This is a genomic window from Streptomyces crystallinus, from assembly GCF_039521265.1.
GTDB lineage: Bacteria > Actinomycetota > Actinomycetes > Streptomycetales > Streptomycetaceae > Streptomyces > Streptomyces crystallinus.
This window is the reverse complement of sequence record NZ_BAAACA010000005.1, coordinates 166,906-185,956: the sequence shown is the minus strand read 5'-3', so window position 1 is coordinate 185,956 and position 19,051 is coordinate 166,906. Positions and strand designations below refer to the sequence as shown.

At 69.5% G+C, this 19,051-nt stretch carries 17 protein-coding genes and 1 riboswitch; of the genes, 7 read left to right on the top strand and 10 right to left on the bottom strand.

Features of this window, described 5'->3' with window-relative positions:
* Nucleotides 1-40 precede the first annotated feature (40 nt).
* From ABD236_RS03720 to ABD236_RS03675, 10 genes are all read right to left on the bottom strand, one after another.
* Complete coding sequence (locus tag ABD236_RS03720) at nt 41-697, bottom strand: trimeric intracellular cation channel family protein (protein ID WP_344070029.1); 657 nt, start codon at nt 695-697, stop codon at nt 41-43.
* Between the two features lie 73 nt (nt 698-770).
* Entirely contained in the window at nt 771-2,177 is a 1,407-nt protein-coding gene (locus tag ABD236_RS03715) for a M1 family metallopeptidase (RefSeq protein WP_344070027.1), read from the bottom strand.
* A gap of 96 nt (nt 2,178-2,273) precedes the next feature.
* Nucleotides 2,274-3,653, bottom strand: a complete 1,380-nt coding sequence (locus ABD236_RS03710; RefSeq protein WP_425543811.1) for an ABC transporter ATP-binding protein — start codon at nt 3,651-3,653, stop codon at nt 2,274-2,276.
* Complete coding sequence (locus ABD236_RS03705) at nt 3,650-4,744, bottom strand: ABC transporter ATP-binding protein (protein ID WP_344070025.1); 1,095 nt, start codon at nt 4,742-4,744, stop codon at nt 3,650-3,652. The genes ABD236_RS03710 and ABD236_RS03705 overlap by 4 nt, the downstream gene beginning before the upstream one ends.
* Entirely contained in the window at nt 4,741-5,751 is a 1,011-nt protein-coding gene (locus tag ABD236_RS03700) for an ABC transporter permease (RefSeq protein WP_344070023.1), read from the bottom strand. Before ABD236_RS03700 ends, ABD236_RS03705 begins: the two co-directional genes overlap by 4 nt.
* 103 nt (nt 5,752-5,854) lie before the next feature.
* A complete protein-coding gene (locus tag ABD236_RS03695; protein ID WP_344070021.1) occupies nt 5,855-7,615 on the bottom strand; it encodes an ABC transporter substrate-binding protein in 1,761 nt (586 codons plus the stop codon).
* A gap of 65 nt (nt 7,616-7,680) precedes the next feature.
* Nucleotides 7,681-8,679: an ABC transporter permease gene (locus tag ABD236_RS03690; protein WP_344070019.1), complete on the bottom strand. Its 999-nt coding sequence runs from the start codon at nt 8,677-8,679 to the stop codon at nt 7,681-7,683.
* 400 nt (nt 8,680-9,079) lie between these two features.
* The gene (locus tag ABD236_RS03685; RefSeq protein WP_344070017.1) at nt 9,080-9,877 is read right to left on the bottom strand and encodes an enhanced serine sensitivity protein SseB C-terminal domain-containing protein; all 798 of its coding nucleotides are present in this window, start codon (nt 9,875-9,877) and stop codon (nt 9,080-9,082) included.
* A 134-nt stretch (nt 9,878-10,011) separates the two neighbouring features.
* Nucleotides 10,012-10,773, bottom strand: coding sequence for an enhanced serine sensitivity protein SseB (locus tag ABD236_RS03680; RefSeq protein ID WP_344070015.1), 762 nt, complete (start codon nt 10,771-10,773; stop codon nt 10,012-10,014).
* Between the two features lie 139 nt (nt 10,774-10,912).
* Nucleotides 10,913-11,542 carry an AAA family ATPase gene (locus ABD236_RS03675; protein ID WP_344070013.1) on the bottom strand — a complete coding sequence of 210 codons (630 nt, stop codon included), beginning with the start codon at nt 11,540-11,542 and terminating at the stop codon, nt 10,913-10,915.
* 128 nt (nt 11,543-11,670) lie between these two features.
* Nucleotides 11,671-11,793: riboswitch (glycine riboswitch) on the top strand.
* Nucleotides 11,794-11,937: 144 nt separating this feature from the next.
* Here ABD236_RS03675 and gcvT point away from each other — a divergent pair.
* From gcvT to thiL, 7 genes are all read left to right on the top strand, one after another.
* Nucleotides 11,938-13,050, top strand: a complete 1,113-nt coding sequence (gene gcvT, locus ABD236_RS03670) for a glycine cleavage system aminomethyltransferase GcvT (RefSeq protein ID WP_344070011.1) — start codon at nt 11,938-11,940, stop codon at nt 13,048-13,050.
* Between the two features lie 69 nt (nt 13,051-13,119).
* On the top strand, nt 13,120-13,497 hold the full coding sequence (gene gcvH / locus ABD236_RS03665) for a glycine cleavage system protein GcvH (protein WP_344070009.1): 378 nt from the start codon (nt 13,120-13,122) through the stop codon (nt 13,495-13,497).
* A 25-nt stretch (nt 13,498-13,522) separates the two neighbouring features.
* Nucleotides 13,523-14,785, top strand: a complete 1,263-nt coding sequence (gene glyA, locus ABD236_RS03660; protein WP_344070007.1) for a serine hydroxymethyltransferase — start codon at nt 13,523-13,525, stop codon at nt 14,783-14,785.
* A gap of 161 nt (nt 14,786-14,946) precedes the next feature.
* Nucleotides 14,947-16,317: an L-serine ammonia-lyase gene (locus tag ABD236_RS03655; RefSeq protein ID WP_344070005.1), complete on the top strand. Its 1,371-nt coding sequence runs from the start codon at nt 14,947-14,949 to the stop codon at nt 16,315-16,317.
* Between the two features lie 63 nt (nt 16,318-16,380).
* Nucleotides 16,381-17,211: an HIT family protein gene (locus ABD236_RS03650; protein WP_344070003.1), complete on the top strand. Its 831-nt coding sequence runs from the start codon at nt 16,381-16,383 to the stop codon at nt 17,209-17,211.
* 20 nt (nt 17,212-17,231) lie between these two features.
* Nucleotides 17,232-17,897, top strand: a complete 666-nt coding sequence (locus tag ABD236_RS03645; RefSeq protein ID WP_344070001.1) for a (d)CMP kinase — start codon at nt 17,232-17,234, stop codon at nt 17,895-17,897.
* On the top strand, nt 17,894-19,024 hold the full coding sequence (gene thiL, locus ABD236_RS03640) for a thiamine-phosphate kinase (RefSeq protein WP_344069999.1): 1,131 nt from the start codon (nt 17,894-17,896) through the stop codon (nt 19,022-19,024). The genes ABD236_RS03645 and thiL overlap by 4 nt, the downstream gene beginning before the upstream one ends.
* The last annotated feature ends 27 nt before the right edge of the window (nt 19,025-19,051 follow it).

The window sequence follows — 19,051 nt, the reverse complement described above, 5'->3', positions numbered from 1 at the left end:
CGGTAGCTTTTTTTCCCGGGACGACTCACTCCGCCCCGGACTACTCCTCCGCCGCCGCGCTCCTGCGGTTCCACGCCCTCGGCGCGCGCCAGTGGTAGTGCATCGCCGCCAGGCGCAGCAGGAACGCGGCCACCACGGCGAATCCGCTGGTCGCGGCGTTCAGGATGTCGAAGCGGATGCACAGCGCCACGATCGTGGCGCCGACGATGGCCGGGACCGCGTACAGGTCGCGGTCCCAGCGCAGCAGCGACGGGACCTCGTTGGCCAGCACGTCGCGCAGGACTCCGCCGCCGACCGCCGTGGCCAGGCCCAGGGCGGCGGAGGAGGTGAGGCCGAGCCCGTAGTCGTACGCCTTCGTCGTGCCGGTGACGCAGAAGAGGCCGAGCCCCGCCGCGTCGAAGACGTTGACCGCCCGCTGGGTGCGCTCGACCTCGGGGTGGAGGAAGAAGACCAGCACGGCGGCGAGCAGCGGGGTGATGAAGTAGCCGAGATCGCTGAACGCGGCGGGCGGCACCGCGCCGATGATCAGATCCCGGAACAGCCCTCCGCCCAGCGCGGTGACCTCGGCCAGGACCGCGATGCCGAACACGTCGAAGTTCTTGCGTACGGCGAGCAGCGCGCCGGAGATCGCGAAGACGAAGATCCCGACGAGGTCCAGCGAATGCTGGACGGAGGGGGTGAACAGTTCGTGGAGCACCCGACATTTTTACCCCGACGCGTGTTCAGGCCTCGAACATGCCGGGCGCTCCCGCTCCCTGCCGGACCCGCTCCTACCAGGCCGGCTTGCCCGTGGTGAAGATCCACTTCTGGAAGAGGTCGTCGAGCCGCTGCCCCGAGATCCGCTCGGCGAGCCTGATGAAGTCGGCGGTGTCGGCGTTGCCGTACCGGTGGAGCCGGGTCCAGGTGGGGAGCAGCTTGAAGAACGCGCCGTCGCCGATGCGCTCGCGCAGCGCCTGGAGGGTCAGCGCCCCGCGCCGGTAGACGGCCCCGTCGAACATCGTGTCGCGCTGGGGGTCGGCGACCTCGCGCTGCCAGAACGCGTCCGTGGCGGGCACCCGGTTGTAGAAGGCGCGGGCCAGGTCGTGTGCGGTCCCCCGCCCCTTGTGCTCCTCCCACAGCCACTGCGCGTAGCTGGCGAAGCCCTCGTTGAGCCAGATGTCCTTCCACTGCGCCACCGAGACCGAGTCCCCGAACCACTGGTGGGCGAGCTCGTGGACGATGGTGGTCTCGTTGCGGACCGCCGAGTACGCGGGCTTGGACTGCACTTCGAGCGAGAAGCCCGCCTGCGGCATGTCGTCGACGATGGCGCCCGTCTCCTCGAACGGGTACGGGCCGAAGACCTGGGACCAGTAGTCGGTCGCCTCGGCGGTGACCGCGTAGACGTCGACCTGGTTCTGCCCCTTGAGCACCGGGTCGACGGCCACGTAGATCGGCGTCCCGGCCGGGGTCTTCCCGGTCCTCACATCGAACTTGCCGATGGTCGCGGTGGCCAGATAGGTCGCCATCGGCCGGTTCTCGCGCCAGTGGAAGTACGAGCGCTCCCCCCGGTCGTAGGAGGACAGGAGGCGGCCGTTGGAGACGCCGGTCAGGCCCTTGGGGGCGTCGATGCGGATGTCGTAGGTGGCCTTGTCCGCGGGGTGGTCGCTGGAGGGGAACCAGGTGGAGGCGGCGTTGGGCTCACAGGCCACGAAGACGCCGTCCTTGGTCTTCATCCAGCCGTAGTCGGAGCCGAAGACGATGGGGCCGTTGAGGGCCACGGGCACGCCGCCGTAGACGACGGACACTTCGAACTCCTGGCCCTTGCGCAACTTATGACGAGGCGTCACCACGATCTCGTCGCCGTCGCGGGTGAAGTCGGCCGGTCTGCCGTTCACCCGTATCGCGTCGACGGTGAGCTTCTGGAGGTCGAGGTCGAAGCGGGTGAGGGTCTGGGTGGCGCGGGCGGTGATGGTCGTACGCCCGTCGAGCCGCCCCGAGTCCGGGTGGTAGGAGACACCGAGGTCGTAGTGGAGGGCGTCGAAGCCGCCGTTGCCGAGGTCGGGGAAGTAGGGGTCGCCGATCCCGGCCGCGCCGGGCGAGCCGCCACCGGGTGCGGCGGCGATGGTGAAGGCCGAGGCCGCCGCGGTGGCGAGGGCGAGCAGCCGGGAGGTACGACGTGCCGAACGGGAGAGTGCCATGGGTCTGCCCTTCGAACGCGTTTCCGTGCGTACGGACAGGCAGACTCTGCACTCTCCCGTTTCGGCGTGAACATGACTTTGCCGAACCGTCATGCGTTACTTGTCGGTTGACTCCTGGACGGGGGAGTCCGGTCCGGCTGCCTCAGGAGTCCGCGCCGCCTCGGCCGCCTCGACCGCGGCCCCGGCGGTCTCGGCGCGGGCCGCGGCCCCGGTCGCCGCTTCGGCCTGAGCCGCGGCTTCGGCCTCCGCGCCGGTCCCCGCCTCCGCCGGCGCCCCGGCTACCGGTGCCTCGATGTCCGACGCGTCGGCGTCCGGAGCCTCGGTCTCCGCCGCCTCCGCGGCCGCCGGCTCGCCGGCCGAGACCAGCTCGACCGACTGGCGTGCCTGCGGCAGCACCGCCTCGCCCGGTGCCTGGTCCGGCGCGTTCTCCGGGTGGTGGCAGGCGACCTGGTGGCCGGTCTTCAGCGCGGCCAGCGGCGGCTCCTGCGTCTTGCAGATCTCCGTCGCCTTCCAGCACCGGGTGTGGAAGCGGCAGCCGCTCGGCGGCGAGATGGGCGACGGCACATCGCCCTTGAGCAGGATCCGCTCGCTCTTGACGCCCTTGCGCTTGGGGTCCGGCACCGGCACCGCGGAGAGCAGCGCCTTGGTGTACGGGTGCATGGGCGAGGAGTAGAGCGACTTGCGGTCGGCGATCTCCACGATCTTGCCGAGGTACATCACCGCGATCCGGTCCGAGACGTGCCGGATGACCGACAGGTCGTGGGCGATGATCACGTAGGTGAGGCCCAGCTCGCTCTGGAGGTCGTCGAGGAGGTTGACCACCTGGGCCTGGATCGACACGTCGAGCGCCGAGACCGGCTCGTCCGCCACGACCAGCTTCGGGTTGAGCGCGAGCGCCCGGGCGATGCCGATGCGCTGGCGCTGGCCGCCGGAGAACTCGTGCGGATAGCGGTTGTAGTGCTCGGGGTTGAGGCCCACCAGCTCCATCAGCCGCTGGACCTCCTTCTTCACCCCGCCCTCGGGCGTGACGCCCTGGAGCCGGAACGGGGTGGAGACGATCCCGCCGATGGTGTGGCGCGGGTTCAGCGAGCCGTACGGGTCCTGGAAGATCATCTGCATGTCGCGGCGCAGCGGACGCATCTTCCCGGCCGACATGTGCGTGATGTCGTGGCCCTCGAACTCGACCTTGCCGCCGGTCGGCTCCAGCAGCCGGGTGACCAGCCGGCCCATCGTCGACTTGCCGCAGCCGGACTCGCCCACCACGCCGAGGGTCTCACCCGCACGGACGTCGAAGGAGATGCCGTCGACGGCCTTGACCGCGCCGGTCTGCCGGCCGAAAAGACCCGACTTGATGGGGAAGTGCTTGGTGAGCCCCTCCACCTTGAGGATCGGCTCGGGCGAGGAGGCCGACTGCTCCGGGATCGCCCTCTCGGTGCCCTCGGTGCCCGGGGCGGGCTTCTTCTCGCTCTCGCTCACAGCTTCGGCGCAATCTCTTCGGTCCAGATACGGGTCCGCTCCTCCTGCGACATATGGCAGGCCGAGAAGTGCCCTTCGGCGTCGTCCCACTGCTTGAGCTCGGGACGCACGGTGCGCGTGACGTTGTCCTTGGGCAGGTCCGCGTACGGGCAGCGCGGGTTGAAGGCGCAGCCGGACGGCACGTTGATCAGCGACGGCGGCGAGCCCTTGACGGGGATCAGCCGGTCGGTCTCCTCGCGGTCGATGCGCGGCATCGACCCCAGCAGGCCCCAGGTGTAGGGGTGCTGCGGCTCGTAGAAGACCTTCTCGGCGGGGCCACGCTCGACGCAGCGGCCGCCGTACATCACCAGCAGGTCGTCCGCCATCTCGGCGACCACGCCCAGATCGTGCGTGATCATGATGACCGCGGAGCCGAACTCCTTCTGGAGGTCCCGGATGAGGTCCAGGATCTGCGCCTGGACGGTGACGTCCAGGGCGGTGGTCGGCTCGTCCGCGATGAGCAGCTCGGGGTTGTTGACCAGCGCCATCGCGATCATCGCGCGCTGGCGCATACCGCCGGAGAACTCATGCGGATAGGAGTCCACGCGCTTGCCGGGCTCGGGGATGCCGACCCGGTCGAGCATCTCGATCGCGCGGGTCCTGGCGGCCTTCTTGGAGACCTCGTTGTGGACCCGGTAGGCCTCCACGATCTGCGCGCCCACCGAGTAGTAGGGGTGCATCGCGGAGAGCGGGTCCTGGAAGATCATCGCCATCTTGCGGCCGCGCAGGCGCCGTACGTGGTCGGGGTCGGCGCCGATCAGCTCCTCGCCGTCCAGCCACACCTCGCCGGAGATCTTGGCGTTGGCGCTGCGGTGCAGCCCCATCAGCCCGAGCGAGGTCACCGACTTGCCGGAGCCGGACTCGCCCACGATGCCCAGCGTCCGGCCCGGCTTGATGTCGAAGCTGACCCCGTCGACGGACTTGACCAGGCCGTCGTCGGTGTTGAAGTGGATGCGCAGGTCCCGTACGGAGAGGAAGGCCTCCCCGGCGTCCGCGGGGCGCTCGGCCACCGGCTCGCCGACGGCCGCGCCGGTCTTGTTCAGGTCGCTCACGAGAGCCTCACCCTGGGGTCGATCGCGGCGTACACCAGGTCCACCAGCAGATTGCAGAGAACGATGAAGAAGGCGGCGACCAGGGTCACGCCCATGACGACCGGGAGGTCGTTGTTGCGGACGCCGTCCACCGCGTAGAAGCCGAGCCCCTGGAAGGAGAAGACCTGCTCGGTGATGACCGCGCCGCCGACGAGCAGACCGAAGTCCATGCCGAAGATGGTGACGATCGGGGTGAGCGCGGCGCGCAGGCCGTGCTTGCCGATGACGGTCCGCTCCCGCAGGCCCTTGGCGCGGGCGGTGCGGATGTAGTCCTCACCCATCGTCTCCAGCATTCCGGCCCGGGTGAGCCGGGCGTAGAGCGCGGAGTAGAGGAAGGCGAGGCTGCACCAGGGGATCAGCAGGTTCCAGGCCCAGTCGGCCGGGTTGTCCGTGAACGCCACGTAGTTGACGCCGGACCACACGGGCCACTGGACCGTGAACAGCCCGAGGAACAGCATGCCGGTGAAGAAGATCGGGAGGGAGACGCCGGCGAGGGCGACGCCCATGAAGAAGCGGTCCAGGAAGGAACCCCGCTTGAGGGCGGAGACCACACCCACCGCGACACCGGAGATCAGCCAGATGACGGCCGCGCCGATGGCGAGCGAGAAGGTGACCGGGATGCGGTCGGTCAGCTGCGGCCAGACCTCGACGTGGTTCTTGAACGAGTAGCCGAAGCAGGGGGCGTGGCAGACCGTGGCGTCGGGACCGAACTTGTAGGTCGCGCCGACGAAGATCTGCTTGAGGAAGTGCCAGTACTGCTCATAGAGCGGTTGATCGAACCCGAGGTTCTTCTTCACCGCGGCGATCGCACTGGCATTGGCGTCCTTGCCCACGTACTGGGCGGCCAGCTGGTCCATCGTCTGGCCGGCGAGCCGGGGCACCAGGAAGTAAATCGCGAAGGTGACCGCGCTGACGATCAGCAGCAGGAGCACCGCGCCGAAAACGCGTCGGATGATGTACGCAGCCACAGCTGTCCGGCAACCGGCGCCCGCCAGGCCGGGGGGCTCCCGACCCGGCGGGCACCGGTGCCTTCACCTGCCTTTCAAAAGAACTCGGGGGTTCAACCGCTACTTACTTGGAGGAACCCATCAGCAGGTAGTCGTACATACCGAGGTACGCCTGGGTGACGGTGACGTTGGTGGCCGACGCCGGGCGGAACAGCAGGTTCTTGCGGTAGATCAGCGGAACGGCGGAGGCGTTCTCGGCGACCATCTTGTCGATGTCGCCCCAGGCCTTCTCACGGGCGGTCTTGTCCGTGTTGGCGATGGCGTCGTTCAGCGCCTTGTTGATCGCCGGGTCGTTCAGCTCCTGGACGTTGTTGCCACCGGACGGCTTGATGGCCGAGCCGTTGATGATCTGGTCCAGGAAGCCGAAGCCGGTCGGCCAGTCGGCGCCCCACGCGGTCATGATCATGCCGAGCTTGTGGTCGTGCACGTACTGCGGGTTGCCCGCGAAGTTCTGGAAGTACTTGCCCGCCGGGAAGGACTTGATCTCGGCGTTGATGTTGAGCTTCTTCAGCGACGCCTGGACCGCGGTGGCCATGGCCATCTCGGACGGGCGGTCGGAGCGGGCCGTCAGGCTGGTGGAGAAGCCGTTCGGCTGGTTGCACTGCTTGAGCTCGTCCTTGGCCTTGGCCTCGTCGCCCTTGTCACCCGGGGTCTCGTACAGGTTGAACTTGGCGTAGCCGTTGACGGTCGGCGGCAGCAGCGTCGAGGCGACGTCACCCTTGGGCGCGCCACCCGCGGCGGCCTGGATCGACGCCTTGTCGATGCCCCACTGGACGGCCTTGCGGCAGTGGATGTTGTCGAACGGCGCGACGTTGACGTTCAGACCGATGTACGAGGTGGCACCGGCGTACGAACCGTCGGTCTGCGACTTGTACTTGGGGCTGGTCAGGACCTTCGGCTGGGTCTGCGGGGAGACACCGGTGCCGGCCGCGTCGGCCGTCAGGTTGTCCGCGAGCAGCTCGTTGTCGACGGTGACCGCGTTGACCTTGAACCGGATGCTGATCTTGTCCGGCAGGGCCGGGCGGTTCGGGTCGGTCTTCGGGTCCCACTGCGGGTTGCGGACGAGGGTCGCGCCCTTGCCCTCCTCGTACGACTGGAACTTGTACGGGCCCGAGGAGACGATGTGCTGGACGTACGTCGCCCCGCCGTCCTTGGCCTGCGGCACCGGGGCCGTCTGCGAGAAGGTCGCCAGGTAGTCGAAGTCCGCGAAGGCGTCCTTCAGCTTGAAGACGATGGTGGTGTCGTCCGGGGTCTCGATGGACGCGATGCCCTTGGGGTCCTTGTCCTTGTACGGACCCTGGTACTTGTCGCCACCCTCCAGGTGGGACTTGAAGTACGTCGGGCCGTTGGACAGCGCCTCGGGGGCGAAGTTCGAGCGCTCGACGGCGTACTTGATGTCCTTCGAGGTGATCGGCGTGCCGTCCTCGAACTTCAGCCCCTTCTTCAGGGTGTACGTCCAGGTCTTGGCGTCGGGGCTGGCCTTGCCCAGCGACTCCGCGAGGTCCGGGACCACCGTCAGGCCGTCCTTGCCGGCGGCCGGCTTGAACGTGGTGAGCGTACGGCCGTACAGGCGGGAGAAGTTCTGCACCCAGCCGTAGTACGTGTTGCCCGGGTCCAGCGAGTCCGGGACGTCCGACATCGCGTAGGTGGCGGTGCCACCCTTCTTGTCGGACTTGTTCACGATCTGGGTCAGGCCGGCGTCGGTGACGGACTTACCGCCGCCGCCCTTCTTGCCGTCGTCGTCCTTGGAGTCGTTGCACGCGGTGGCCCCCAGCGTCAGCGCCACGGCGGTAGCGATCAGAACGGTCGCTTTTCTCGTCTTCACCTGAGGAATGCCCCCTCTATGGATGGTTGCGGCAGATGTGTCGTTGTGTGGCAGGTGCCGCGTGCTTACTTGCCTCGCGGGTCGAGGGCGTCTCGCAGCCCGTCGCCCAGCAGGTTGAACGCCAGGACCGTGATGAAGATCGCCAGGCCCGGCACGATCATGTACTGCGGGTCCGCCTCGTAGAGGTCGGTCGCGGTGGTGAGCATTCCGCCCCACGACGCCTGCGGCGGCGAGATACCGACGCCGAGGAAGCTGAGTCCGGCCTCGAACAGGATGTTCGTGGGGATCAGGAGCGTCGAGTAGACCAGGATCGGCGCCACCAGGTTCGGCAGCAGCTCCCGGATCAGGATGAACGGACCGCGGGCGCCGAGGCTCTTGGCGGCCTCGACGAACTCGCGTTCGCGCAGGCTGAGCGTCTGAGCGCGGACGATACGGCCCATGTACGGCCAGCTGAAGAAGCCGATCACGAAGATCAGCACGCTGATCCTCAGTGGCAGCCCGGACATTCCGAACGCCCCGTCCTGGAGGGACGCGGAGATCGAGATGGCGAAGAGCAGCAGCGGGAACGCCAGGAAGACGTCCATCGCGCGGCTGATCAGGGTGTCCGCCCAGCCGCCGTAGAAGCCTGCGGTGACGCCCATGATCACGCCGATGACGACCGAGAGCAGCGTGGCGCCGCCCGCGACGAGCAGCGACACCCAGGAGCCCTCGATGATCCGGGACAGGATGTCGCGCCCGTACTGCGGGTCGACACCCAGCGGGTGCTCCCAACTCATCCCGCCCCAGGCGCCCTTGGGCGCCAGCAGGGCCGGGTCGATCAGGTCCTGGTGGAACTCGTTCGGGTCGAGCCCGAACGCCCACTGGATGGGCTTGGAGAGAACGGCCAGCAGGATGAGCAGGACGACGACGACGCCACCGGCGACCGCGAGTTTGTCGCGCTTGAAGCGCGTCCAGGCGATCTGTCCGAGTGAACGGCCCTCGATCTGGCTCTGCTTGGCCCCCGTGAGTACTGCCTCCGGCGGCACCTCGGCAGCCGATCCGGTGGTCTCGAGCGGTGCGGTCACAGTGCCTCTGACCCCTCCCGGCCGGCGGATGGCCGGCCCGTACCAGCCGCTGTGGCGGCTTGTTCCATCAGGTGGTGCGGTGATCTGCGACGGGCCAACCGGCCCTTGTTAGCCGGGAGTCTTCAACGCGTTCGCGATCACCCGCCAGACCTGACGGTGAATGGTTGCCTAAACGTGATGCGGTCAGACGGCTTCCGTTATGCGGACGTCGTGATCGTCTGAGCGGACCAGTCGTGCACTAACCGACCAGATCGGTCATGTCACCCAACTGCCTTTATGAGGCGTGGAATTGGGTGGACCAGTCGGGGCAACCAGGACAGCGGCGACGGGCGCGGGCCGGTGCGGCGCCCGTAATGGGTGGGAGGTATGCCTCTGCGTTGCTTGTGCGGATTGCTTGACGTCAGTAGGCGCGCGGGGCGGCCGGCGGATAGCCGTATCCGCCCGCCGGGGACGCCGGGGCGGCGTGCGCCTCGCGGTCGTAGAAGGGGCGCCCGTTGGCGCGCAGCCACATCCCGACCGGGTCGTACTCGTCGGAGAGCGCGACCGTGGAGACCGGCAGCCCGTCCGGGACGGCGGCGACCGACTGCTGCATCATCGCCCGCACCGCGTCGACCGACTGCGGCCCGGTGTCGTAGAGGTCGAGGCCGATGGCCAGATACGGCGTGCCGAGCGCGGGCTGCACCCAGGCGCGGCGCAGCGCCCGGACAGCCGGGGTGCGGTGCGCGTGCTGGGTGAGCAGGGCGTAGAACTGCGGGATCTCCACGGCCGGCTCGGTGATCCGCAGCGGCCCGGCGGGCATTCGGTCCAGGCCGGTGGCGATCCGTCGCAGATCCGGCCAGGGGATGCCGACCCCGCCGCCGGGGGCGTGCGGGTTGAGCCAGATCCCGTACCGGTCGGGGTAGAGGGCGCGGGCGATGTCACGGCCGGTGACCACCTCGTGCGCCCGGTTCCAGCCACTGGCGGCGAGCTCCTGGGCGGAGGTCACACAGGGTGCGTACGCCACCCCGTCGACCTCCATGTTCCCGTACTGCGCGTCGGGGGCGCCGGGGCCGCCGTGCCAGAGCAGCATCCACAGCCGTCCGGAGGAGGGGTCGGCGAGGGCGTGCAGCAGCGCCTCGTACGCGTCGTAGCGTCCGGGGGCCACCTGGCGCAGCATGTGCTCGACCTGCCCGGCCGCCGCGGTGCCTGACGCACTCACCCTGGGTCCCGCCCCTCTTCGGTCCCCCGCGCCGCCGGTGCACAGGCGTGCGGCCGTGGGGGGTCTACGGATTATGGAACCAGCTTATGCGGGAGTGCTGACGGACGGCCCGCGCGTGGGAGGACGGAGCGGCGCTAGAGGGTGGCGCGCGTGTAGAAGGGGCGCACGCGCTCGCGCATCCAGTCGCCCACCGGGTCCTGGGCCACGTCGAGCAGCACCAGGTTCACCGGCCAGCCGACCGGGACCCGGCCCAGCGCCCGGCCCAGCGCCTCCATGGGGGCGTTGCGCCCGGCCCCGTCCCAGGTGGAGAACTCCACCCCGATGAAGAGGGTCGGCTCGTCGCCCTCGATGGAGGCCAGCGCGCGGCGGGCGGTGAGCACCACGCCGATGGCCTCGAACTCGGCGGCCGCGGCGGCCAGGAAGTCCACCGGGTCCTCCTGCCAGTCGGGCTCGAAGAGCCGCACCCGGGCGCCGGAGGCCGGGCCGTCCAGGGCGGTGCGGCCGGTGCGGCACAGCTCGGCGACGGCGGGTGGCGGCAGCGGTACGCCGACCGCGCCCTCCGGGTTCAGCGCGATGCCCAGCTGCGGCGGCAGACCGCGGGCGAACTCCACGGCGGGCGCGATCGCGAAGGACATGTGCGCGCCGACGCACTGGAGGAATTGCTGCTCGGAGCTGTAGACGGGGACGTACGGCGCGCCGTCGATCTCCATGGTGGGCAGATCGAGGTCCCGGCTGTCCTGGCTGCCGCCGTTGGGGAGCGGGACCCAGACCGGGTTGCGTCCCAGGACCTCTATCAGACGGGGGCCCGCGCCCGGGACGCCGAGCGAGGCCGCCAGCGCCTCCTCCAGCTCGTTGCCCGGCCAGCCGCCACCGCCGTGTGGTTGGAGCAGGTCCATCTGCCGTCCTTCGTCTGCGGGCCGATTGTGGCTGGTCGCGCAGTTGCCCGCGCCCCTGGGAGGTACGGCCGGCCGTGCCCGAATGGCACAGCCCCGCGCCCCCGGAAAGCAGGGGTCGCGTCGTCCCCGTGCTCAAACTTTAGCCCCGCCCGGGGCTCTCCTCGAAAGCGATCCGGGCCACCGCCTGGGCCGCCTCCCTGTCCAGCAGGACCGCCGACGCCACCCCCCGGGGCAGGCGGCCCTGCGCCACCGCCGCTATCAGCCGCGGCACCGCCCGGCAGTGGCGGGCGAAGGCGTACGAGGAGACCTTGCGGCCGCGTGCCAGCTGGCCCTCCAGGGCCGTGCGGGGAGAGACGTCGAGCAGCACCAGATGCAGTGAGCGGCCGCCACGCGCCGCCCCCCGCGCCAGTGACCAGCGCACCCAGGCGTGGGTGCCGCAGTCGTGGACGGCCAGGCCGCCGCCCGAGCGCAGCGCCCGGTGCATCCGCAGGAAGTGGGCGACCCGGACGACCGGGCGGTACAGCGCGTACGGCACCGCGCCCATCCGGGCCTCCCAGGCCTTGCGGGTGTCCTGCGAGTCGATCCCGACGCCGGTGACGGCCCGCCGCAGCAGGGTCGTCTTGCCGCTGCCGGGCAGGCCGGAGACCACCACCACGTCCCCCTCGGCGAACCGGAGCGTGCGCGGTGAGCGGCCGCCCCGGCCGCGCAGGTCCCGGACCACCGGAACCGGCGCGTCCGGCTGTGCCTCGGCCGTTGTGTGAACCGTCATCGTGCTCCCCCTGCCGGGTCGTACGACCCTTTCCCCATGCGCGTAAAAGGATGGTAATGAGACTCGGGTGATGTGGTCCCCGTGGGCGGCGTGCAATGATGTGCGCGCCAAACTGCATACCGGCCGCTTGAATCCACGCGGGAGAGTCCCCGGCAGTTCCCCCAAGGCCCCAGCGGGCCGGGTGGATCCCGGGGCGCCGAAGGAGCAAGTCCCTCCCTTGAATCTCTCAGGCCCCGTACCGCGTGGATGAGGCAGATCTGAAAAGCGGGTCGCGCGTTCCCGGACGGCGCGGCCCCACCCAAGGTGCAAGCCGGGTCTCCCGGCGAACCTCTCAGGTTCCGATGACAGATGGGGAGGATCGTCCTCGCCGTCATGCCCTTGGGAGCCACACCCTCATGAGCAACCCCCGTCTCACCGCCCTCGACGCACTCCACCGTTCGCTGGGCGCGACCATGACCGACTTCGCCGGCTGGGACATGCCGCTGCGCTACGGCAGCGAGCGCGACGAGCACAACGCCGTGCGCACCCGGGCCGGCCTCTTCGACCTCTCCCACATGGGCGAGATCACCGTCACCGGCCCGGACGCCGTCAAGGCGCTCGACTACGCGCTGGTCGGCAACATGAGCACCATCGGCGTGGGCCGCGCCCGCTACACGATGATCTGCCAGGAGGACGGCGGCATCGTCGACGACCTGATCGTCTACCGCCTCGGCGAGAGCGAGTACATGGTCGTCGCCAACGCCGGGAACGCCCAAGTCGTCCTGGACGCGATCACCGAGCGTGCGGCCGCCTTCGACGCCGAGGTCCGCGACGACCGCGACGCGTACGCACTGCTCGCCGTCCAGGGCCCGGAGTCCCCCGGCATCCTCCAGTCGCTCACCGACGCCGACCTGGACGGCCTGAAGTACTACGCGGGCCTGCCCGGCACGGTGGCCGGCGTCCCGGCGCTGATCGCCCGTACGGGCTACACCGGCGAGGACGGCTTCGAGCTCTTCGTGGCCCCGGCCGACGCCGAGAAGCTGTGGCAGGCGCTCACCGAGGCGGGCCGGGACGCGGGCCTGGTGCCGTGCGGTCTGTCCTGCCGCGACACCCTGCGCCTGGAGGCGGGCATGCCGCTGTACGGGCACGAGCTGACCACCTCGCTGACCCCGTTCGACGCGGGGCTCGGCCGGGTCGTGAAGTTCGAGAAGGAGGGCGACTTCGTGGGGCGCGCGGCCCTGGAGGCCGCCGCCGAGCGGGCCGCCGCCAAGGCGCCGCGCAAGCTGGTCGGCCTGGTGGCCGAGGGCCGCCGGGTGCCGCGCGCCGGGTTCTCCGTGGTGGCGGACGGCCAGGTCGTCGGCGAGGTCACCTCGGGCGCCCCGTCCCCGACCCTGGGCAAGCCGATCGCGATGGCGTACGTGGACGCCGAGCACGCCGCACCGGGCACCTCCGGCGTCGGCGTGGACATTCGCGGTACGCATGAGCCGTACGAGGTCGTGGCGCTGCCGTTCTACAAGCGCCAGAAGTGACCCCTCGCACACGCACCGCATGACTTTTCCGTTCACCACCACTCCCCCTCGTACAGGAGAATTCAGCTCATGAGCAACCCCCAGCAGCTGCGTTACAGCAAGGAGCACGAGTGGCTGTCGGCCACCGAGGACGGTGTCGCGACGGTCGGCATCACGGAGTTCGCGGCCAACGCGCTCGGTGACGTCGTCTACGCCGACCTGCCCTCGGTCGGTGACACGGTCACCGCGGGTGAGACCTGCGGCGAGCTGGAGTCGACCAAGTCGGTCAGCGACCTGTACTCCCCGGTCTCCGGCGAGGTCGTCGAGGCCAACCAGGACGTCGTCGACGACCCGTCGCTGGTGAACTCCGCCCCGTTCGAGGGCGGCTGGCTGTTCAAGGTGCGCGTCGCCGAGGAGCCGGGCGACCTGCTCTCCGCCGACGAGTACACCGCGTTCGCAGGCAGCTGACCACGGCGTAAGGACTGATCTTCCGATGTCGCTTCTGAACACCTCCCTCCATGAGCTGGATCCGGACGTCGCCGCCGCCGTCGACGCCGAGCTCCACCGCCAGCAGTCCACCCTCGAGATGATCGCCTCGGAGAACTTCGCTCCGGTCGCGGTCATGGAGGCCCAGGGCACGGTCCTCACCAACAAGTACGCCGAGGGCTACCCGGGACGCCGCTACTACGGCGGCTGCGAGCACGTGGACGTGACCGAGCAGATCGCGATCGACCGGGTCAAGGACCTGTTCGGCGCGGAGTACGCCAACGTCCAGCCGCACTCCGGCGCCTCCGCCAACCAGGCCGCGCTGTTCGCGATCGCCCAGCCCGGCGACACGATCCTCGGCCTGGACCTGGCGCACGGCGGCCACCTCACCCACGGCATGCGCCTGAACTTCTCCGGCAAGCAGTTCAACGTGGTCCCGTACCACGTGGACGAGGCCGGTCTGGTCGACATGGCCGAGGTCGAGCGCCTCGCCAAGGAGCACCGCCCCAAGGTGATCATCGCGGGCTGGTCGGCGTACCCGCGCCAGCTGGACTTCGCCGAGTTCCGCCGGATCGCGGACGAGGTCGAGGCCCTGCTGTGGGTCGACATGGCGCACTTCGCCGGGCTCGTCGCGGCCGGGCTGCACCCGAACCCGGTGCCGTTCGCGGACGTGGTCACCTCCACCACGCACAAGACCCTCGGCGGCCCGCGCGGCGGCATCATCCTGGCCCGGAACAAGGACTTCGCGAAGAAGCTGAACTCCGCGGTCTTCCCGGGCTTCCAGGGCGGCCCGCTGGAGCACGTGATCGCGGCCAAGGCGGTCTCCTTCAAGGTCGCCGCCTCCGAGGAGTTCAAGGAGCGCCAGCAGCGCACCCTGGACGGCGCCCGCATCCTGGCCGAGCGCCTGGTCCAGGACGACGTCACCGCGCACGGTGTCTCGGTCCTGTCCGGCGGCACGGACGTGCACCTGGTCCTGGTGGACCTGCGCAACTCCGAGCTGGACGGCCAGCAGGCCGAGGACCGCCTCCACGAGGTCGGCATCACGGTCAACCGCAACGCGATCCCGAACGACCCGCGTCCCCCGATGGTCACCTCGGGCCTGCGGATCGGCACCCCGGCGCTGGCCACCCGCGGTTTCGGCGCGGACGACTTCCGTGAGGTCGCCGACATCATCGCCGAGACGCTGAAGCCGGACTTCGACAAGGAGGCGCTGGCCGCGCGGGTCTCCGCGCTGGCCGCCAAGCACCCCCTGTACCCCGGCCTGAAGTAGTTTCGTACCCTTTTGTTCGTACGAACCTTCGGGGCACCGCGCACACTGGACGCACACTGGACAGTGAGCGCGGTGCCCCGAGCCCTTGCACCGCCCGTTCCACCTGCTCGTTCTGCACCGCCCCGGCAGACAACGGCGTCTACCTCCCAAGGAGTCCTCTCGTGGCCATCTCGGTCTTCGACCTGTTCTCGATCGGCATCGGCCCGTCCAGCTCCCACACGGTCGGCCCGATGCGCGCCGCGCGCATGTTCGCGCGCCGGCTGAAGAACGAGGGCCTGCTGGCCCACACCGCCTCGATACGGGCCGAGCTGTACGGCTCGCTGGGCGCCACCGGCCACGGCCACGGCACCCCCAAGGCCGTGCTGCTGGGCCTGGAGGGGAACTCGCCGCGCACGGTCGACGTGGAGAGCGCCGACGAGCAGGTCGAGCGGATCAAGGCGGACGGGCGGATCAGTCTGCTCGGCGCCCACGAGATCCCCTTCGACTTCGACGCGGACCTGGTTCTGCACCGCCGCAAGGCGCTGCCGTACCACGCCAACGGCATGACGATCTTCGCGTACGACAGCGAGGGCGCCCTGGTCCTGGAGAAGACGTACTACTCGGTCGGCGGCGGGTTCGTGGTGGACGAGGACGCGGTGGCGGGCGAGAACCCGATCGTGCCGGACGACACGGTCCTGAAGCACCCCTTCCGCACCGGCGACGAGCTGCTGCGGCTGGCGTCCGAGACCGGCCTGTCGATCTCCGCGCTGATGCTGGAGAACGAGAAGGCCTGGCGCACCGAGGACGAGATCCGCGCCGGTCTGCTGGAGATCTGGCGGGTGATGCAGGCGTGCGTCTCGCGCGGCATGTCCCGCGAGGGCATCCTGCCGGGCGGCCTCAAGGTCCGCCGCCGCGCCGCCACCACCGCCCGCCAGCTGCGCGCCGAGGGCAACCCGGACGCGCACGCGATGGAGTGGTCGACGCTGTACGCGATGGCGGTGAACGAGGAGAACGCGGCGGGCGGCCGGGTGGTCACCGCGCCCACCAACGGCGCCGCGGGCATCATCCCGGCCGTGCTGCACTACTACATGAACTTCGTGCCCGGCGCCGACGACGAGGGCGTGGTCCGCTTCCTGCTGGCCGCGGGCGCCATCGGCATGCTCTTCAAGGAGAACGCCTCGATCTCCGGCGCCGAGGTCGGCTGCCAGGGCGAGGTCGGCTCGGCCTGCTCGATGGCCGCGGGCGCGCTGGCCGAGGTCCTCGGCGGCACCCCCGAGCAGGTGGAGAACGCCGCGGAGATCGGCATGGAGCACAACCTGGGCCTGACCTGCGATCCGGTCGGCGGTCTGGTCCAGATCCCGTGCATCGAGCGCAACGGCATGGCGGCGGTCAAGGCCGTCACGGCCGCGAAGATGGCGATGCGCGGCGACGGCAGCCACAAGGTCTCCCTGGACAAGGTCATCAAGACCATGAAGGAGACGGGCGCCGACATGTCCGTGAAGTACAAGGAGACCGCGCGGGGCGGCCTGGCGGTCAACATCATCGAGTGCTGACGGCCGCGAGGCTTCGCGAGGCGGCGGCGAGGACCCCAGCGGTCCTCGCCGCCGCCTTTTGCCATGAAGGAACGCATTCCGCTTTCCCGAACGAAAGCGCGAGTTTGGCCAATTACCCTACTCCGCTTGCACGTTACGGACGACTACAGTACGTTATCGCCGTCTTTCCGGCGTTCATCCGAGGACTCACCTGCTCCACAAGTCGAGGAGTGGAACATGCCGCGCGGGAACGAGTGCGCCGGATCCGACCTCTGCCAAGAACTTGCCGGAGCCCGGGACACGACGTTTTCGATGGTGTACGAAGGCGAGCCACCGAGCCGGCTCATCCATAGGACGGAAAACTTCCGTCTACTGGCCGATCTGTCCCCCATGACACTGGGCCATCTTCTCCTGCTCCCCGTTGATCACTATTTCAGCTTCGCGCAGCTGATCGACGATCTGGAGGAGGAACTCCGCGGGTTCCTGGGCAAGGTCGAACCGGCGTACCGGGAGACCTTCGGCAGGTACACCGTGCTCGAACACGGATCCTGCCCCGGCATGGAGTCGAGCGCCTGTATATCCCACGCGCACTGGCACATCCTGCCGGTCGACGGCCGACGCGTGAACGAGCTCATCCTCGCCGACGGGCTCACCCCCACCCCCCTCGCCGGCCTGGACCACCTGACCCGCTTCGACGACGCCCCCTACTTCATGTGCCTGCACGAAGACGGGATGAGCGTCTACCGGCCACGGCGCCCCATGCCCCGCCAGTACCTCCGCTCGATCGTCGCGAAGATCGTCGGCATCGCGGACCCGCTGTGGGACTACGCCCTGGTCACCCGCAAGGACCTCTTCCGTGAGACGGTCGCGCTCACCTCGGCCTGGCGCGTCGGCACGGACCCGCAGCCGACCTGACCGCAGCCCGGAGGAACCGTATGTCCGGTGTCACCCTCTCCATCGACGGCCCGACCGCCAGCGGCAAGACCACGCTCGCCACCGGCCTCGCGGAAGAACTGGGCCTCGCCTTCCTCGACACCGGTGTCACCTTTCGGAGTCTGGCCTATGCCCTGGAGCACGAACCCGTCGAAAAGCTGCGGACAGAGCTGGGATCCCTTCTCGTCCACCAGCCCGAGATCCATCACCGGCGGCGGGGCGGCGGAATCCGCCAGCCCCATTCGGTCCTCTTCAAAGGAGAGGACATCACCCAGAAGATCTGGCATTCCTCACTGGACGGAAATCTGAAGTCGATTTCCCAGGACCAGGCCTGCCGCCGGGAAATCCTGCTGCTGCACCAGAGGATCGTGGAGAAATACGAGAACATCGTCGCGGTCGGACGCGATGTCGCCGTCACCCTGCTCCCCCGAGCCTCGCTGCACATCTATCTGACAGCGGACCAGGCCATTCGCAGAGAGCGCCGTCGGGCCCAGTACCGCGATTTCGGGGACCGCTCCCTCGCCGTCGGCCCGGCGACCGCGCGCGACCTGGAGAACCGGGACGCCATCCGGGCCATGCCGAACGCCCTGGAGATCGACTCGACCTACAGCCCCGCCCCGGTCGTCCTCACGGCCGCGCTGCGCGGGCTGCGGCGGTACGCCGCATGAGCCCCCGGGAAGAACAGGACACCGTGCACCCTCACCAGCCGGCCTACTCCGACGAACCGACCCGGGTGCGGCAGCTCGTCAGCGAGTTCCTCACCGATCAGTCGGGGACGAGCCTGGGCGGCGACGGCCTCGAGGTCCGGCTGACGGCGGGGGCGGACGCGCGGGACGACTGCGCCGTCTACGACCTGAGCTCCCCGATGAGTCTGGTGGTCGGCTCCGACTACGTCCGCGGGCCCAAGTTCGTCCTGTACGAGCTGGGGCTGCTCTCGGGGTTCGACATCGGCTACTACCTGGCCGTCGCCAACATCAGCGACATCGCCGCCATGGGCGCCACCCCGATCGGTCTGCTGAGCGTGGTCCGCTATCCCCACGAGGTGGACGACGCGGAGTTCCGCGAAGTGATGGCGGGCATCCACCAGGGCTGCACGGACTGCGGGACGCTGAACGTCGGCGGGGACATCGGGAACGCCGAACGGATCATCCTCTCGGCCACCGCGTTCGGCGTCTGCAAACCGGGCAGCGCGCTGATGCGCAGCGGCGCCCGCCCGGGCGACCTGCTCTGCGTGACGGGCCCTTGCGGGCTGCTGGGCGCGGCCGTCGCCTACTTCCCCCGGCGGGACACCTTCGCCAAGGCCCTTCCCGAAGAGGTCGAGCGACGGCTCCTGGACGGCTGGAAACGCCCCCGGGCGCGCGTCGCCGAGGGAAGGGTCCTCGGTACGAAGTCGTACGCCACGGCCTGCCAGGACACTTCGGACGGTCTCAAGGCGACCGTCGAGCAGATCATGCAGGCGAGCGGGGTGGGGTTTCGCGTGTACGAGGACGACGTGCCGGTCGACCCGGCCGTCGCCATGGTCGCCGATCTGATGGGCGCCGAGCCGCTGGCGCTGGCGATGAGCGCGTCCTCCGACTTCCAGCTCGCCTTCACCATCGACGCGGGCGACCTCGAGAAATGCCGGGCCGAGTTCGATCTCGCCGGACTGGACTTCTTTGTCGTCGGCGAGGCGACGAATACCGGAAGAGCGGAGTCCGTAAACGGCCTTGGTGCCGTGCGCCCGCTTCCCGGGGTCGCCTGGAAGCATCAGAAGTCCGATATCAGTCTGCTCGTCACCGACCCCGTGGAGGACTAGCGCAGGAGCGGCGAAGAAGTGCGGTAC

Excerpts from the sequence above, each read along its gene's own strand:
- ABD236_RS03715 (WP_344070027.1), bottom strand. The coding sequence starts at position 2,177 with ATGGCACTCTCCCGTTCGGCACGTCGTACCTCCCGGCTGCTCGCCCTC.
- ABD236_RS03680 (WP_344070015.1), bottom strand. The coding sequence starts at position 10,773 with ATGGACCTGCTCCAACCACACGGCGGTGGCGGCTGGCCGGGCAACGAG.
- ABD236_RS03675 (WP_344070013.1), bottom strand. The coding sequence starts at position 11,542 with ATGACGGTTCACACAACGGCCGAGGCACAGCCGGACGCGCCGGTTCCG.
- gcvT (WP_344070011.1), top strand. The coding sequence starts at position 11,938 with ATGAGCAACCCCCGTCTCACCGCCCTCGACGCACTCCACCGTTCGCTG.
- gcvH (WP_344070009.1), top strand. The coding sequence starts at position 13,120 with ATGAGCAACCCCCAGCAGCTGCGTTACAGCAAGGAGCACGAGTGGCTG.
- glyA (WP_344070007.1), top strand. The coding sequence starts at position 13,523 with ATGTCGCTTCTGAACACCTCCCTCCATGAGCTGGATCCGGACGTCGCC.
- ABD236_RS03650 (WP_344070003.1), top strand. The coding sequence starts at position 16,381 with ATGAAGGAACGCATTCCGCTTTCCCGAACGAAAGCGCGAGTTTGGCCA.
- ABD236_RS03645 (WP_344070001.1), top strand. The coding sequence starts at position 17,232 with ATGTCCGGTGTCACCCTCTCCATCGACGGCCCGACCGCCAGCGGCAAG.
- thiL (WP_344069999.1), top strand. The coding sequence starts at position 17,894 with ATGAGCCCCCGGGAAGAACAGGACACCGTGCACCCTCACCAGCCGGCC.